Here is a 17485-nt window from a genome sequence, read left to right as displayed (position 1 = left end):
TGTTTAACTTTCGGTTAATTTACACACCAGACAGTAGGAGAGGAACGAGCAGATTGAGAGTTCAGTGAGGCCCTGACTTGACATTTTCATCCTAGTTGTGTAGGGCACCTATCTTGCAGCAAATGAACAGATTATGGGGATCGTGAACTTTTAGAAGATTTGGTGATGGTCGCCTCCTTGGGGCAGGAGAAAAGCCCTATCACCCTTCAAAGCACCCTTGAGAGCACAGCGTATATTCCACGCAATCACGCTTTCTTTCAATCATCAACAAGAGAACATCTAACTGAACTCGTTTTTTCTATAGCCGATACAATATCTGATACTTAAGCTTTTTTGAGAACAATGTGCTTTGCTCTCATTTTTTAAGTATGTTTACGGTTTGATTTCGTGGAAGTTGTCAATGTAACGGTTATAAATTTAAATTACTATGTGATAATTTATCATGGAAATGTAAAGTTGAATCGTAACTTTACATAGTTTTTATGAAAAAACATATGATATTCAGTGTATGTATAGTTTTTATTAGCCTAAAGCGGAGCTAGCTTACATATCTTAACCCAAATTTGCATACCTCCAGAGTATATATGAAAATTGTGTAAAGCGATCATGAAGACAAAATTGTATTACAAAACACATTCATCTGAGGATTGTACGGCTTCCATCTGCTATGCGCCTAAAGATTTTTGCGCATCGCTGTTTTACAACAGTCAGTACTTGGAGCCTCAGATCTAGCGAAGTATAATTTTCTCTAAAAAAACAAAAACTATAGATAGAGCTTAGAGTTTCCCTTTGTCGCTTGAAGAGTTTACTGAGTCATACGAGCAGCAACCTTCAGACTGATTTCTCGGTTGCCAACAGGTTTATCTTTCATAGTCTCATAGTATAAATATCTCTGATCGTCTGCCAAAGCAGAAATATATGCATTCAAATTCTTATTTGAAACTTTAGCTAATCTAGTCGAATAAGAGATGTGGAAATTGGTATTTTGATGTTAAATGGTGAATATTGCCAAAAGTTGAGTATAAATCACAGAGCTTGTTATCTATTGAGGCAATATTCAGGAGTGAACGTGAACATTACTATTTCCCGTAAAAATGTATTTTGTTTGCTGAGTTTATCAGCTATAACGGTTCTAGGAAGCGGTTTATCTGCTGGTGCTCAAACTACACAAGCCACAAGTAATCCGCAGTTAATTGAGCCTTCTGGAACTGATGCCTCTGTTAATCAGGTAAATCTTGAAGTAGAAAGCTTCTACCCGCAAGCTTTTAGTCCGACTCCACCAGAGTTTATTGTTACACAAGATCACCCATCGCCTGTCTCAAATGAAAATCACCTGCAGCAGTTGCCAACTAGCACAAAAGTGGCGAATAACGTAGTTACACCTGTTCCTGGGACAACAGCAACTTCATCTGCAGCACTCATAGCTCCCCAAAATACAGAAGCTCAAACTCAATCATCTAGCTCTAAAGTAGCACAAGCGGATATTAATATTGACCCAGGCAGACCAACCCGTGGTGGTTCAAGTTATCTTGGAATTGCTGCCAACATTGGTCTAGGTGGTGACTCTGCTTTGGGTGATAGTAACTTTATGGTTATCAGCAAAATTGGGCTGACAAATGCTATATCAGTACGACCTGCAGCAGTGATCGGAGATAACACAACTATCTTAATTCCTGTATCCTACGACCTTTCATTCAAGCAGGTATCAGATCCATTTGCGGAACCGTTACCTATTGCCCCATATATTGGAGCTGGTGCAGCTATCAACACTGGTGATGGTTCTGAGGTTGCCTTTCTTCTCACTGGTGGAATCGATGTGCCTATAAGTTCTCGATTTACAGCAACAGCTGCTGTGAATGCAGCATTTTTCAATGACACCGATATAGGGTTATCAATAGGAGTTGGTTATAACTTTAGGGGTCTTTTTGGCTCATAAAAATTAAAACAGTACACAGTGGACAGTACACACTGATAACTGATAACTGATAACTGAATAACTGTTAAATGACAGAGGTTGCGTTATTCTTTTTGCTGTAACGCATAATCAAATTTCCTGGTGGTGCGTTACTTTAAGCGTAACGCACCATACTTCATGAAGTTTTAACTTCTATTTCGTCGGACTAACTTTATCAATTGTCTTGATTTTACCGTCGTCGCCAACTGTCCAGACATCGTAGATACCTACAACATCCCCGTTTTCATCAACATCCACATTGCCACTGGCTCCCTGGTAGTTGATGTCTTTGCCTTCTTTCAATAACTTGAGTCCTTCGCATACATCAGTCACTTCTGTACCAGGAGCATTGGCAACCTCGCGGATTTTACTAGCTATACCAACACCTGTATTCTCCTTGCCAGCTTGTGCTGCTAGCGCTAGCAAGGCAGCAGCGTCCCACCCTTGAGGAGCGAATTCTCCTGGTGAACTATTCCTTTTAGATTGCCAGAGTTTATTAAGAGCTTCTAAGGCTTTGCCGTTAGAACCTGGTACTGTACCAATGACTCCAGATACTATATATTTACCGTCACTGGTTTTGCCGACTTGTCCAGGAAATTCATTTGACTTCATGCCATCTGTTAGCATCACCTGTACTCCTTGCAGCAAACCTTGCTGATATGCTGCTTTTAGCAGTAAACTACCTGTCTCTACGTAAAAAACACCAAGGACTGCATCTGGTTTACCACCAAAAGCGTTAGATGCCTCAGTTTCAAATGTGGTTGCTTTGGGATCGTAGCGGACGGGGTTGTTTTTATTCACAATCGTTCCCCCCGATTTTTCAAAAGCTTGCACAAATGCTTTTTCAAAGCCGACACCATAATCATTATTGATGACGACGGTAGAAACTTTTTTGTAACCTCTTTTATTCGCAAGTGCAGCTATGGCTGGTCCCTGGTAGCTATCAGGTGGAACAGTACGTGCCCAAAACCCTTTATATTTACCTTGTTTTGCTTGTTCTGTAAATACGGGGCTAGTGCTACCAGGAGAAATCATCATGACTTGATTTTGAGCAGCAATTGAGACAGCAGCAGTAGAAACGCTGCTGGCAAAAGAGCCAACCACTCCTGCAACCCTATCTACAGTTGCCAGTTTGGTCATACCAGCAGCACCCGCTTTAGGATCGGTTTGGTCATCTACAGCAACAAGAGTCACAGGTTCACCGTTCACGCCACCACAAGCGTTGACAGTTTCCACAAGCAAGGGAATTGAGGGTATAATTTGCTGTCCAATCGAAGCCAAGTCACCGGTGGCTGGTAGCAGCGAACCAATTTTCAACCCTTTAGCACTGGCCGCTGTTGTTGAACCTCCTGGGACGGTACTTCCACCATTACCAGCTGGGTTGTTCGGGGCAGTAGTATCACAAGCTGCTGCCAGAAAACCAACTACCAAGGTAGCCAAAGCCAAAGCAAAGGCAGTATTTATTTTTTGCATATATTTAGTTTCACTCCTCATTTGCTCAGGAGCCTAAAAGTAAAATTCAAATTTTATGACGAATTAAATTCTTTAATGGCTCCAAAACATAAATAATAGCATCCTCCTCTGGGAGGAAGACTATTTTGGCTACCTCTACCTCAGGTCTTACTTTCTTTTTTTGTATTATCTTTTTTTGTATTATTTTCTTAACTAACGGAGAGGGAGGGATTCGAACCCTCGGTACAGCCTTACGAACTGTACAACGGATTAGCAATCCGCCGCTTTCGACCGCTCAGCCACCTCTCCACGGTCACGAATACTAATCATAACAGATGAAAACTTGAGTGTCAATAGTCATCTGCGATTAAAGACTCGCTTTGCTCATAAGGCACGGCATCGCGTAGCGTCCTGAGCAAAGCGCGTTGAATCTAGTTCAAAATTCAAAATGATTTTTTTGAATTCATCATTTTGAATTTTGAATTCCCCTACAGGAGATGACGACTTCATAACACTTGTGCTCGTAGCCATGCTCTGGGCAAAGCACGTAACTTTTGCCACTGAGGCACGTAAGCACGCCGAGTGAACACATTGTAATCATTGTGTTCAATGACATTTAAAATTCGACTGTAATGCATCAGAGACGCCCACACAGGTAAGCGAGCATCGGCAGATAAGTAAGAGATTCCCTTTTCTGCCTTGGCGTAAAATTGTCGTGCCCGTTCTATTTGAAAGCGCATCAGGTCGCGCCAGCGCTCATCCACCACTCCTTTCAACAAGTCTTGCTCTGTGTAATTGAATCGCGCCAAGTCTTCTTGAGGAATATAAATCCGTCCCCGCTTTGCATCTTCTCCCACATCGCGTAGGATATTGGTGAGCTGATGGGCTATTCCCAAAGTAATCGCTTCTTCTTTGGGGATATACGGCTGTTGATGGCGATTCCACGGAGCGGTATTCGTAGAGGTGTCAACCCCCATTATTGCTGTTGACATTAAACCTACCGTGCCAGCGACGCGGTAACAGTAAAGGTGTAACTCCTCAAAGGTTTGGTAGCGACTGCGGTATAAGTCCATGCGCTGACCAGCAATCATATCCCGAAAGGGCTGAATGTCTATCGGGAAACGCTGAACAGTATCTACTAGAGCGACATCAAGATTATCTGATGGATGTCCCGCAAAAATCCATTCGAGCTGCTGTTCCCACAAATCCAGAGTTTCTGGTGTGGTCATAGCAGATGCAGGACCATCCACGAGTTCGTCTGTACGGCGACACCAAGCATAAATTGCCCAAATATGTTTGCGCTTTGGCTTATCAACCAGTAAAGTGCCGATGTAAAAAGTCGTGGAATACTTGATGATAAGCTGGCGACAAAGGTTGTAGGACTCGTCCACAGAGACCGGTGTTTTCATGCGAGGGATGGAATCAGGCAGTTGCAGCATTCGTTGCAGGCTGAAGGGTTTGCATTTGCAGGCTTTTTGAATTTGCCACCGGATGTGCTTCAGCAGTCGTGTAGCGGTCCTACCGCCCCAAAGCCTTTTCAGGTGTTTGCCTTGTTTCTTGGAAACGAGGGAGGAGTTTTCCTTCAGAAAATCCCTCGGCGGTATTACGGACGATCGCCTGCGCTGTCAGCTTACCAGAAAGTACGGCACCTTCCATACTCCCCAGGTAACGTTGCATTGTGTAACTCCCCGCTAAATAAAAGTTAGCAATTGGAGTTACCTGTGAGGGACGATACTGTTGACGACCAGGCGTTGCTTTGTAAACTGAGCGTGGCGTCTTGACGATATGATACTTCAGCAGCTTTGCTGGATTGTCTCCTGTAAAATCGTCAGGAAACAGTTTTTCTAATTCGGCAACAGTTGCCTGCAAAATTTCTTCATCAGATTTTGCAATCCAATCTGCAGCCGGAGCGAGAACTAATTCCAGCATTGAGCGGTCGGGATTGGCGTATCCACGGCAGGTGTTGCTCATATCGGCATAAACACTGAGCAGGGGCGATCGCGAGAATAGCAAATGATCAATTTTAGTTAATTTACGGTCAAACCACAGTTGCAAGTTTATCACCGGCACCCCCTCTAATCCTTCCAATTTTTGGAAAAATTCAACTTTTTTCCAAGGTGCAGGTAGCAAAACCTTCACAACATCAACCGACATTGCTGATACATAGGCATCAGCCGTTAAAACTTCATCTTCCGCTCCATCCAATCCCCGAATCACAAAATGCTTCACTGTGCCATCGTCATTGAGCACAATTTCTTTGAGCGGTGCATTTAATCGCACTTCGCCACCGCGTGCGGTTATGTGATCAACCATTGGCTGACACAGACGTTCTGTCGGCGAACCGTCCAGAAAAGCCATTTTTGACCCGTTCTTCTCTTGCAAAAAACGATTGAGAGCCGTTAGAAGAATTGTTGCCGAAATTTCCTCAGGATTTATGAAGTTCAGCGCCTTAGACATGGCGATAAAAACTTCTTTTTCGACTCGTGGCGGAATGTTTTGCTTTTTCATCCATTCCGACCAAGAATACTTGTCCATGTCCTCCACATACCGTTGTCCCAGAATCATCGCTGGTAACAAACCGATACCAAAGCGAATTTTTTCTGACCATGTCAGCATGTCGTTATTCCGCAGAATAGCTGCTATGCCATTCAAAGGCGCTGGCACATCCGGAAAATCAAAGCGACTGTAAGTCCCTGGATTGTTCGGTTGGTTGAAGATCATGGTGTGTTCTTTCCACTCCAATCTGTCTTCAATGCCCAGTTCTTTGATGAGCTGCAACATATTGGGATATGCCCCAAAAAAAATGTGCAGCCCTGTTTCATACCAGTCACCGTCTTTATCTTTCCAGGCGGCTACTAATCCCCCCAACACGTCTCGGCTTTCTAAGACAATAGGAGTGTGACCTGCATCTGTGAGATATTTAGCACAGGAAAGTCCTGCTAAACCTGCTCCCGCGATCGCTACTCGCATTTCACCTTACTGTTCTTTAATATTTTTTAATTGTTTTATCGTTTTCATTATACTTTGCAATCCGTTACATTTAGCATTTTCTCGGTGAGAGCTTTTTTCGGTTGGGCGGTTCCTTCTAGAAGCATCGCCATCAGGGTTTGGGTGATTGTGGGCAAATCTCTCAAGAAACACAGCGGTGTAGGGGAAAAGAGTGTTTTTTCCATTCGTAGTGGGCGGTGCGTTGCCAGTGGGGTGCTCTCAAGAAACACAGGGGTCTAGGGGGGTCACGGGTGTGAGGATGTAGGAGAAAGAGTGTTTGTTCCATTCGTAGCGGGTGGTGCGCCGCCAGTGCCCCTGCTCTGAAGAAACACACTTGAAGCCAGGTGTTTGTTTTATTTCTTATTCGTAACGGGTTGTGCTCGCTGCCTGTCGAACACTCTTAACAAGCTAAGGTTGTCCCTAAAAATATCTTCGATCCCACAAGTGTATGACAAAGGACAGGTCTGTGTGGAGAGTCATGCACAGGCAGTTTCTTCTTGATGGGAAGTTTTCTTGACACCCTGCGTATGCCAACGTGATCTAATTCTTTCAATGTTTGTATAGTTTTCATCAAGTGGATAAATTCTAAATACTAGAACACTTTCTTTCAACTTTTAGAAAACTCATCCTGGAACCTTTGGGGAGAACTTGTAAAATAAGTTAGGGAAGCGCGAATTTACTTTTGGAAACTATTATGACATTATTGTAGTATTCTCTTTGACAGAATATTAATATGTAAATCCAAGAAATAATTTTTGTGAATTTTTTCGCAAAAATGGCAATCTTATTTGTCTGCCATAAATTTTCTTGTTATATAATACTGGGAAAAAACTATATTAAGAGGATATTAAAGCTGTGCGTGATGATTTACAAGGATTGGAGATTAGTCAAAAAGAACTGCAAAAATTGACTAATTTGCCTGTGAACGATGAACTTATAATTCTTATTCATCCTACTAAAAGATTACTGAGTCAAGTTATAAAACGAGCAAAAGGTCCTGAGGGTGCTACCGTAGTTTTTATTGGGATGGCGATACTCGTTTCTAGTTATGTCACATTTGATGTGATTATCCGACTCTTTGCTCAGTGGGTTACCATGCCTTCCTGGCTATTATTCATAATATCTAGTTGTTCAGTAGGAATTGTTACACAATTATTATTGTATTTTTTATGGAAACAAAGAAGTCGCACTGTCAGTCAAAATATAACACATTCACTAAAAATTCTCTTAAATGATGTAGACAGATATAATTCTGTTATCAAAGCCATAGATATCAACGACCAAATAGAAGCTGCTGGAAATCCAGGAGTGCTTTTGAAGGAGAGAAAGAAAGTCGTAGAAGCACTAAAACTGACAAAAAATGATTTAATTCGGGCATTAAAGACAGAAAGAATTTTAAGAGAGAATAAAAGATTTATTATAAGTAAATCAGAATTGTTTGCCGATAATCTAGCAACATTAACAGCAATACAAGTGAGCGAACAAGCTAGTGAACACGGACGATTGCTCAATGAAGCATTGCAGATTGCGTTGGATGTACAACAAGAAATGAAAAGTTTACAAAGTCAGGGATAAGCAATTCACGCATTCGCTGCCTACGGCACGCTACTAACACATTCAAAATTCAGAAAAACAGTTATGATACTAGCTGGCGTGCAAATGACAGGCGCGACAGCTTAGTAGCAACGGAGGAGTACACGACAAGTTATTTGTAGGAGATAGATAAACTATCTACTATGATATCCGTTGCTAGTCTTTGCAGAAAATGATTATTTGTGGTCTTGCAAAAAACCTTTGACAGTTTGGTTAAACGCCTCAGGCTGCGTTAAAAAAGGCCAATGATTACCAGGAACTTGGCAAATGCGTAAATTTTTCAGATTGGTTTTGTAAGGTTGAAGTTGCCAATCTTTACGGTTAAGTCCTTTTTCTGGCTGTACAAATAGAGTGGGGACGTGGATGGGGACTGTAAAACCGGGAACTTGCATGACTTCCTCAAAAATTCTATCACGAGCCGCGATGGTAAATTTACTACCCCAACTCCCATCAGGTTTTTGTTCAATACTTGCTTGAAAAACTTGCTGTTGTAAGGGACTCCATCCTTGAAACTGGTTTAACTGACGGGCTTGCTGTTCGGCTTCCTCGTAACTTGCAAATGGTCCCATACCTTTGAGAAAGGACAAAAATTGATACAAAAAGGGAAAAGTGACCTTAAAAAGGCTGGGTATTTTCCAAATAAAAATGGGATCAACTAGAACCATACTCAAGAAACGCTGCGGATGAACTCTTGCCCATATAACAGCTAGTTTACCTGTCCACGAGTGAGCAACAACATGAGCAGATGACCATCCTAAGCTATCCATCAATGCTTCTAGGTCTGTGATCGCACTCTCAAAACTATAGTCCTTTTCTGGCTTGCTACTCTCACCATGACCGCGCATATCTGGGGCGACGATATGGTAATCTGGCGCTAGGTTATCTCCTAAGCTAGACCACACCAAAGCATGGTCGGCTAAACCGTGTAATAGGAGTAAAGGTTCTTGAGCTTGGTTCCATTCTAAATAAGAAAGTTGGATATCCGGCTTTGACAAAGTTTGACGTATGGGCATCATCGTAGGTTTTTCTGTGGAAAGACAGCTTTTCTAGAAATGGTACTGCGAAAAAACGCCTGCACTCTGAAGCCGCAGGGCGACTGTTGGGAGAACTTTCCTGTAGCGCGATAGCGTTTGCGTAGCGCTAAGGCTTGGTGTGAGTGGTTTCATTTACACATAGTTGAAATTGAAACATTTACAAAATCTTGTCTTTTTATAGAAAATACATTTCAAACAGATATTTTTTCAGTATTATTACTTGATTTTAATATTTGCTTTCAAAAATTCAACTCACTATTTTTATACTTTATTTTCCAATTTTTATCATAGTTTTATATTTAGAATCCGTATAATAACCCAGGTATTATCTTTTTTTTTAAGCTAGAAAATATTTAGTTTAATTATCATTAACTTAGGAATTTTATACATGATATTTTATGCAAAAATTTAAGTAATGAAAACTTTATAAAATTCCCATCCATAGAATTTAATTTTGATGACTATAAAAAATGTATGCAGAGGCTTGAGATCATATTTTTATACCAATGGTTGCTAGTTTTTTATAAAAAAAGCAGATTTATCAATCATATATAAGTTCCGAGTTTATCCGTCTAACACCTTGTATTTCATAGATTGTTAAAGATAACAATGACTGAAAAATGCTGAAATAATACTATGCTTTTCTACTTTTAACATGGTTAGTTATACATCAAAAAAAATTAAATCTTACAGAAACTTGATAATTACTACAAAAAAATGGAGCACAATGGTACTGTTTACACCAATTGAGATTGACCAGATTCAACAAGACCTTCCTTACTTAATTAACATCATGCAATGGGTTCAAAACTTTTTAGCAAAACCTCATCCAGATTTGGGTAGGTCAGGTCCTGTTTGCCCATTTGTACCTCAGTCAGTCAAGTCAAACAGTATTCAGCTAGGAGTCATTCATGCTAAAAATTTGGAACCACAACAGGTTGAAGAGATTATGTTGCGCCACCGAGATATCTTTCTTGAGCTAGAACCAAAAGATAGAGAAACTGCCATAAATAAAGCCATCTTACTGATTTTTCCAGGACTGGATATAGAAGAAATTTCTAAACTGATTGATGGTGTTCAACAAAAACTTAAACCTTTCTTTATCGAGTCAGGACTGATGATAGGAGAATTTCACAAATGCAATGAAACTTCAGGCTTACATAACCAAAACTTTCGTCCACTTCGTAGTCCTGTTCCTATCTTAGCGATTCGCTTTATGGTTGAATCCGACCTACCTTTTCTTGTAAATGCAGAGAATCCGAGCTTACGTATAAAGTATCTTGAAGCTTATTTACAAAGTTTTGGAAATAAAATGAGAGATCATAAAAATTTAAATAAAGCTCGTCAAGCATTAGCGTTGGCACAAGAGCAAATACAACAAGAAAATTTCTGAAAATTCTAAATTAAATATATAACTATAAAGTAGTGATTTCAGATAACAGCAAGAAAATGTTGAATGACTGCGTAAGCAATTCAATTTTTTAACTGAGTTTAACCAAGTTGGAAATTGACAGCAATTATTTCTATGTTAAAAATAATTATGTAATTTTCTTTACACTATGTTTAGATCTCCACAAACTAAAAATTTATACCTTAAGCCAACGACTCAGCTAAGTTGCTTGACTGAGGTAAAAGACCTTGTGATGCAGACAGATTACTCAAAAAATTTGTGTATCCATCAAATTTTTGAGGAGCAAGTCAAGCAGACTCCTGACGCTATTGCTGTCATTTTTGAAAACAAGCAACTGACTTATCGACAGTTAAACCAGCGAGCAAACAGAGTCGCGCACTACCTACATACGTTGGGGGTTGCACCAGAGGTTTTGGTTGGTATTTGCATGGAACGCTCCCTAGATATGGTGGTGGGATTGTTAGGAATTCTCAAGGCTGGAGGAGCTTATGTACCGTTAGATCCGGGATATCCTACGGAACGCCTAACTTTTATCTTGGAGGATGCCCAAACACGAGTTATTCTGACTCAAGAGCAATTACTAAACAAGTTACCAGCTCATGAGGCGCAAGTGATTTGTCTGGATTCTGACTGGGCTGTCATTGCTCAAAACAGCCAAGAAAATCCTGTTTGTGAAGCAACAGCTGACAACTTAATTTACGTAATTTATACCTCTGGTTCCACAGGCAAGCCCAAGGGTGTGATGATTCCTCACCGTGGTATCTACAATCAACTGTACTGGAGACAAACAACCTTTGGGTTAACCAAACAAGACAAAGTTTTACAGACAATTTCTTTTAGCTTTGATCCCTCAGTCTGGCAAATATTTTGGCCTTTGTTGTTCGGAGCGCAGTTAGTTATGGCTCGCCCTGGTGGACATCAAGATACCGCCTACCTCGTCAAAATAATTGCTGAACAGCAAATAACTGTTCTCACTTTGGTGCCCTCTATGCTTCGTGTTTTACTGGAGGAAAAGGGAATTGAAGATTGTCAATGTCTCAGACACATCACCTGTGGCGGTGAAGCGTTACCTGTCGAACTCGTAGAGCGCTTTTTTGCCCGTCTGAATTTGGACAATGTTCTGATAAATTGTTATGGTCCGACAGAAGCTTCTATTGATGCCACTTTCTGGACTTGCCAACGTGGAACTCATCATGCGATCGCTCCTATTGGTCGCCCAATTACCAACGCAGAGATTTATATTTTGGATGAAGATTTGCAACCAACTGCTGTTGGTGAACCTGGGGAATTGCACATCGGTGGTATGGGACTGGCGCGAGGCTATCTCAACCGTCCGGAATTGACTGATGAGAAGTTCATTCCCAATCCTTTGAGCACTTACCCAGGTACACGCCTGTACAAGACAGGAGACTTAGCTCGTTACCTTCCTGACGGGAACATCGAGTTCCTTGGACGCATCGATGACCAAGTAAAGATTCGTGGTTTCCGCGTTGAATTAGGAGAAATTGAAGCTAAGTTAAGTGAACATCCGGCGTTAAAACAGAGTCTGGTAATGGCAAGGGAAGATGTTCCACAAGACAAACGCCTTGTGGCATATGTGGTGGTGAACCTGGAGCAAATCCCCCCAAGTCAAAGTGAATTGCGCCGCTTTTTGCAGGATAAACTACCTCACTACATGGTGCCACAAGCCTTTGTCTTCTTAGATGCTATGCCATTAAACCCCAATGGTAAAGTAGACCGGCAATCGCTTCCAGCACCACAGACATCCTATATCAGTCATTTAAACAACTTTGTCGCACCGCGCAATCCTACCCAACAAGTCTTAGCTGCTATCTGGTCACAAGTTCTTGGTATAAAACAGATAGGCATCCAGGATAACTTCTTTGAATTGGGGGGGCATTCACTGCTGGCAACACAAGTGATTTCTCGGATACGTCAAGGCTTCGGTGTGGAAATTCCGCTACAGTTGTTGTTTGAAAATCCAACGATCGCTCTTTTAGCAAGTGCAATTCGCAACCGCAATACTGATACTCCAAAACATCAGACCATTCCTCAACTAGCCAATCGGCAGTTAGCTCCTTTATCTTTTGCACAAGCAAGACTGTGGTTTTTAGAGCAGATAGAGCCAAACAGCGCAGCTTATATTATCTCGCAAGCTTTGCGTTTACGGGGTGAGTTAAATGTAGGTTTGTTGCAAAAGTCTTTGGATGCGATCGCCACTCATCATGAGTCAGTGCGAACTTACATTACAGTATCAAAAGATGGCAGTCCCATACAGGTGATTGGTACACCTCGGTCTGTCGAACTCACACTGATTGACTTAACACAAGAGGAGCAAAAAAGCAACCAAAACGAGCGAGTGCAACATCTGTTGCATCAACAAATGCAGCGCCCCTTCAACTTAACATCTGACTTGATGCTGCGAGCTACTTTACTCCAAATAGACCAACACGAGCACATACTCCTGTTAGTCATGCATCACATCGCGTCTGATGGGTGGTCGATGGGCATTTTGTGGCAGCAATTAGCAGCCGTCTATGAAGCATTTTTGAAGAACTTGCCAAATCCCCTGCCAAAACTACCCATCCAGTATGCTGACTTTGCCGTTTGGCAACGCCAATGGTTCTTAAAAGAGCAAATTTCTCACCAGCTAGACTACTGGAAAACTCAGCTAGCAGATGTTCCCACCGTACTGGAATTGCCAACCGATAAACCGCGACCTCCAGTGCAAACTTATCGAGGAGCAATCGAGACTTTGATGCTACCTCAACCGCTGTCTGCATCACTGTCTACACTCTCGCGTCAAGAAAGTGTGACTTTGTTCATGACATTACTAACAGCATTTGGGACGCTATTGTATCGCTACACTGGGCAAGAAAACATCCTTATCGGTTCTCCTGTGGCTGGTCGCAACCGGACTGAGATTGAACAGCTAATAGGATTTTTTATCAACACTGTCGTTTTACGGATTGACTGTTCTGAACATCCCAGTTTTCGTGTACTGCTGAATCGAGTCCGCCAGATGGCACTAGGAGCATATGCGCATCAAGATATGCCCTTTGAGAAATTGGTGGAAGAACTACAGCCAGAACGAGACACCAGTCGTAACCCACTGTTTCAAGTGTGGTTTAATATGCTCAACTTGGGGAACATCGATATGAATCTGCCTGGGTTAGTTGTAGAACCCATGTCAATGCCAGAAGTTGCTTCCAAGTTTGACTTAAGTCTGTATGTTACAGAACAACAACAAGGAATTCAACTGGAATTAGTCTACAATACAGACCTTTTTGCACCAGAGCGGATGATGGAAATGCTCGATCAATTTCATCATTTGCTCATCCAAATTGTAGAGAATCCACAAGCAAGCATTACTTCGCTGTCTCTTGTTACCCGGAAAGCAGAATTACTTTTACCAAATCCACAGCAACAACTTCTTGTAGAATGGCAAGCAGCAGTTCATAATAGAATTTCTCAACAAGCCCAAAGAGTCCCACAACAACTAGCAGTTGTAGATGCACAGATTGCTTGGACATATGCCGAACTCGAAAAGCGTGCTAACCAACTTGCTCACTATCTCTTAGCAAATAACATTCAATCTCAAGACATAGTTGCTATCTACGGACACCGAAGTGCTGCACTTGTTTGGGCGATGCTGGGCGTTCTTAAGGCTGGTGCTGCTTTTGTGATTCTCGATCCAGCTTATCCCGTCTCGCGTTTAATTGATTGCTTTGGGCAAGTTCAACCTCGCGCTTGGCTAGAAATTGGCGATGTTGAAGAACTTCCCACTGGACTTGTTGAGTGTGTGGAATCTTGTCACTGTCGTCTGCAGCTTTTTTCTGACTCAAGGATGACAATACTCCAGGATTATGCAACAAACAATCCAGGAGTCACAATAGAACCAGACCAATTAGCCTATATTGCCTTTACCTCTGGTTCCACAGGAAAACCCAAGGGAATTAAAGGCACTCACAGACCCCTATCCCATTTTGTACAATGGCATGAAAAGACTTTTGGTCTAAATCAGTCAGATAGATTCGCTATGCTATCGGGTTTATCTCATGACCCTTTGTTGCGAGATATCTTCACACCTCTGTCACTGGGTGCAACTTTATGTATTCCCAAGCAACAGGATATCGAAACACCGGGTCAATTGGCTGATTGGATGCAGCAGATGCAAATTAGTATTGCTCACCTCACACCAGCGATCGCACAACTGGTGACTGCAAACACGACAGTTTGCACAACAAACTTGCGTTATGTCTTTTTTGCTGGTGATGTGTTAAAGCAGCAGGATGTAAACAGAATCCGTCATTTTGCTCCAAATGCTACTTGTGTGAATTTCTACGGCGCAACCGAAACACCTCAAGCAATCGGTTATTTCATGATTCCTAACCAGGCGCAGAGTGAGGTCAGCACTTTTAAAGAGATAATACCTTTGGGTCGAGGGATTGAGAATGTGCAATTACTCGTGCTGAACAGCAGGTTCCAATTAGCTGGTTTGGGAGAAATTGGAGAAATCTACGTCCGCACTCCTTATCTCGCTTCTGGTTACATCGGCTGTGATCAACTCACTCAAGAACGATTCATTATCAATCCGTTTACGAATATTGCTTCTGATAGGCTGTATAAAACTGGGGATTTAGGACGTTACTTAAGTGATGGTCACATTGAGTTTCTCGGTCGTATCGACAACCAAGTAAAAATTCGTGGCTTCCGCATAGAATTAGGAGAAATTGAAGCCATACTAAGTCAATATCCTGCAGTGCAAGAAACTGTGGTCATCGCAAGCGAGGATATTCCTGGTGACAAGCAGCTAGTAGCATATGTTGTTCCCAAGCCAAAGCAAGTCTGCACAACTGATGAACTGCGGCGCTTTCTGTTGGAAAAGCTACCCAACTATATGATTCCGACAGTCTTTGTCATGCTAGATGCTTTACCCCTAACTCCTAACGGTAAAGTCAATCGTCGAGCATTACCAGTGCTGAAGCAAGTCAAGCAAACAGAAGAAAAAACCTTTGTTGCTCCCCGCAATCAGTTAGAACGACAGCTTAAGCAAATTTGGGAAGAAATTTTAGGTGTACAACCTGTTGGCGTCAGAGACAACTTCTTTGACTTGGGAGGGCATTCCTTGTTAGCTGTAAAGTTATTCGGGCAAATACAGGATAAATTCGGCAAAAAACTACCCTTAGGCATCCTCTTCCAATCAGGTACAATTGAAGCACTTGCCAAGATGCTTCGCCCAAAGCTAGAAAAACCACTTGCTCATGAAGTGGAGTTCGTTGAACAAGAGAAATCAGTTGCTTGTTGGTCGTCCTTGGTTGAGATTCAACCCAAAGGTTCCAAGCCACCTCTTTTCTGCATCCATCCTCTGGGTGGAGAAATTTTGTGTTATCGACCTTTAGCACTACATTTGGGACCAGATCAACCATTTTATGGCATACAACCACAAGGACTTGATGGGAACTTACCTCCCTTAACTCGGATAGAAGACATGGCAGCGCACTATATTCGAGAAATTCAAACAATTCAACCCAATGGTCCTTATTTTCTGGCTGGATACTCCTTTGGAGGTGTCGTTGCTTTCGAGATAGCGCAGCAACTGTGCTCAAAAAATCAGGAAGTCGCTCTTTTAGCTATGCTTGATACCCGTCGTCTTGGTTCTAGCAAGCGATTACCATTCCTCAAGCGAATCCCCGTGCATTTTGAGAATTTCTTACAACAAGGACCTTGCTACCTGAGTCAAAAGCTTGTGGGTTGGAGCAATTGGGGCAAGTACATGCTGCGAGAGAAATACATGCGCTTTTTGGGAATTAAAGAGCCTTTACCAGACGATGACAGGCACCTAGACATTATAAACGCTAACGTGCAAGCTCTTAGCACATATACCTTCCAACCTTACTCCGGTCGAATGATACTCTTGCGGACTGAGGATCAAAGTCGAACTGATGCTGTTGGCGAACAATACGATCTGCTATTCGGTTGGGGTGAGCTAGTTACTGGTGGAATAGATGTCTATCACATTCCTGGTTCTCACCTGACTTTTCTCGATGAACCCCATGTACACGTGCTAGCAGAGAAATTGAAAGATTGTCTCAACAAAGCATATAGTATGAACTCAATTCATTGATAATGCATGGTGGCGGATGTGATCCTCAATAAAACTGGCGATGAAATAATAACTGTGGTCATAGCCGTCTTGATAACGCAGCTTTAGCGGCTGGTTAACTGCCGCACAAGCTTGCTCAAACACCTCAGGTAGCAATTGCTGGCTGAGAAATTTATCAGCAGTACCTTGGTCGATGAGAATGGAACTATGGTATCCTACCTCTTTGACCAATTCACTAGCATCGTAAGCACGCCAACTTTCCTTATTCTCACCAAGGTATCGGCTAAAAGCCTTTTGACCCCAAGGACAGCGTATTGGTGCGGTGATGGGCGAAAAGGCTGATACTGATTTATATAAGTTTGGATTTCTCATGGCACAAACAAGCGCACCATGTCCCCCCATCGAATGACCGAAAATACCTTGTTTTTCCAGTTGTACAGGAAAATATTCGGCAATCAAAGCAGGCAATTCTTGAACAACATAGCTATACATTCGGTAATGAGATGCCCAAGGTTCAACGGTTGCATCTACATAAAAGCCAGCGCCAGTGCCAAAATCCCAGTCATCATCTTCACCAGGAATACCAGTCTTGCGGGGGCTAGTATCCGGTGCAACCAGCATTAAACCGTATTTTGCTGCATATTGTTGTGCTCCGGATTTTACCATAAAGTTCTCTTCTGTGCAAGTCAAACCAGAGAGAAAATAGAGAACTGGTACAGGTTTTTGAGTGGCTTGTGGTGGTTGATAGACAGCAAAGCGCATTTCCCCGTTGCAGGTGGACGAGGGATGACAAAAGAAGCCGAGTTTACCACCGAAGGATTTATATTCACAGATGAGGTTGAGCTGAGTCATGAGTTATGAAATTCGGTTACTGAGGCATTTACAGCAATTTTCAAGTAAATAGACCACACTTTAGTAGCATTGTAGAGAAGTGCTGCTAAACTCCA

At 42.1% G+C, this 17485-nt stretch carries 9 protein-coding genes and 1 tRNA gene; 4 read left to right on the top strand and 6 right to left on the bottom strand.

Going from position 1 to position 17485, the window contains the following annotated elements; translation table 11 throughout:
* Nucleotides 1–1069: 1069 nt before the first annotated feature.
* Nucleotides 1070–1936, top strand: coding sequence for a hypothetical protein (locus tag DP117_RS07770; protein WP_169217744.1), 867 nt, complete (start codon nucleotides 1070–1072; stop codon nucleotides 1934–1936).
* 171 nt (nucleotides 1937–2107) lie between these two features.
* Here the strand turns inward: DP117_RS07770 and DP117_RS07765 are convergent, their stop codons facing one another.
* The 4 genes from DP117_RS07765 to pds all read right to left on the bottom strand — a co-directional run bounded on the left by DP117_RS07765 (nucleotide 2108) and on the right by pds (nucleotide 6376).
* Entirely contained in the window at nucleotides 2108–3427 is a 1320-nt protein-coding gene (locus tag DP117_RS07765; RefSeq protein WP_169217743.1) for an ABC transporter substrate-binding protein, read from the bottom strand.
* Between the two features lie 196 nt (nucleotides 3428–3623).
* Nucleotides 3624–3715 (bottom strand) — tRNA-Ser (locus DP117_RS07760).
* Between the two features lie 197 nt (nucleotides 3716–3912).
* Entirely contained in the window at nucleotides 3913–4845 is a 933-nt protein-coding gene (gene crtB, locus DP117_RS07755) for a 15-cis-phytoene synthase CrtB (protein WP_169217742.1), read from the bottom strand.
* Between the two features lie 79 nt (nucleotides 4846–4924).
* Nucleotides 4925–6376 (bottom strand): 15-cis-phytoene desaturase, encoded by a 1452-nt coding sequence (gene pds, locus DP117_RS07750; protein ID WP_169217741.1) that lies wholly within the window; start codon nucleotides 6374–6376, stop codon nucleotides 4925–4927.
* An 873-nt stretch (nucleotides 6377–7249) separates the two neighbouring features.
* Here pds and DP117_RS07745 point away from each other — a divergent pair.
* Nucleotides 7250–7969 carry a hypothetical protein gene (locus tag DP117_RS07745; protein WP_169217740.1) on the top strand — a complete coding sequence of 240 codons (720 nt, stop codon included), beginning with the start codon at nucleotides 7250–7252 and terminating at the stop codon, nucleotides 7967–7969.
* Between the two features lie 194 nt (nucleotides 7970–8163).
* On the opposite strand, the gene DP117_RS07740 is transcribed toward DP117_RS07745, so the two are convergent.
* Nucleotides 8164–9000, bottom strand: coding sequence for an alpha/beta hydrolase (locus tag DP117_RS07740; RefSeq protein WP_169217793.1), 837 nt, complete (start codon nucleotides 8998–9000; stop codon nucleotides 8164–8166).
* A gap of 676 nt (nucleotides 9001–9676) precedes the next feature.
* Between DP117_RS07740 and DP117_RS07735 the strand changes: the two genes are divergently transcribed.
* A complete protein-coding gene (locus tag DP117_RS07735) occupies nucleotides 9677–10414 on the top strand; it encodes a DUF6875 domain-containing protein (protein WP_339381069.1) in 738 nt (245 codons plus the stop codon).
* Nucleotides 10415–10664: 250 nt separating this feature from the next.
* On the top strand, nucleotides 10665–16559 hold the full coding sequence (locus DP117_RS07730) for a non-ribosomal peptide synthetase (protein WP_248277581.1): 5895 nt from the start codon (nucleotides 10665–10667) through the stop codon (nucleotides 16557–16559).
* On the opposite strand, the gene fghA is transcribed toward DP117_RS07730, so the two are convergent.
* Nucleotides 16548–17390 (bottom strand): S-formylglutathione hydrolase, encoded by an 843-nt coding sequence (gene fghA, locus DP117_RS07725; RefSeq protein ID WP_169217738.1) that lies wholly within the window; start codon nucleotides 17388–17390, stop codon nucleotides 16548–16550. The two genes, DP117_RS07730 and fghA, sit on opposite strands and share 12 nt — an antisense overlap.
* Nucleotides 17391–17485 lie beyond the last annotated feature (95 nt).

This window comes from Brasilonema sp. UFV-L1 (genome assembly GCF_012912105.1).
In the GTDB taxonomy this organism is placed as follows: domain Bacteria; phylum Cyanobacteriota; class Cyanobacteriia; order Cyanobacteriales; family Nostocaceae; genus Brasilonema.
This window is presented reverse-complemented; position numbering and strand designations above follow the sequence as displayed.

What these genes read in the sequence shown, in the direction of transcription:
- DP117_RS07765 (WP_169217743.1), bottom strand. Translation starts at nt 3,427, where the DNA reads ATGCAAAAAATAAATACTGCCTTTGCTTTGGCTTTGGCTACCTTGGTA.
- crtB (WP_169217742.1), bottom strand. Translation starts at nt 4,845, where the DNA reads ATGCTGCAACTGCCTGATTCCATCCCTCGCATGAAAACACCGGTCTCT.
- pds (WP_169217741.1), bottom strand. Translation starts at nt 6,376, where the DNA reads ATGCGAGTAGCGATCGCGGGAGCAGGTTTAGCAGGACTTTCCTGTGCT.
- DP117_RS07740 (WP_169217793.1), bottom strand. Translation starts at nt 9,000, where the DNA reads ATGCCCATACGTCAAACTTTGTCAAAGCCGGATATCCAACTTTCTTAT.
- DP117_RS07735 (WP_339381069.1), top strand. Translation starts at nt 9,677, where the DNA reads ATGGTTAGTTATACATCAAAAAAAATTAAATCTTACAGAAACTTGATA.
- DP117_RS07730 (WP_248277581.1), top strand. Translation starts at nt 10,665, where the DNA reads ATGCAGACAGATTACTCAAAAAATTTGTGTATCCATCAAATTTTTGAG.
- fghA (WP_169217738.1), bottom strand. Translation starts at nt 17,390, where the DNA reads ATGACTCAGCTCAACCTCATCTGTGAATATAAATCCTTCGGTGGTAAA.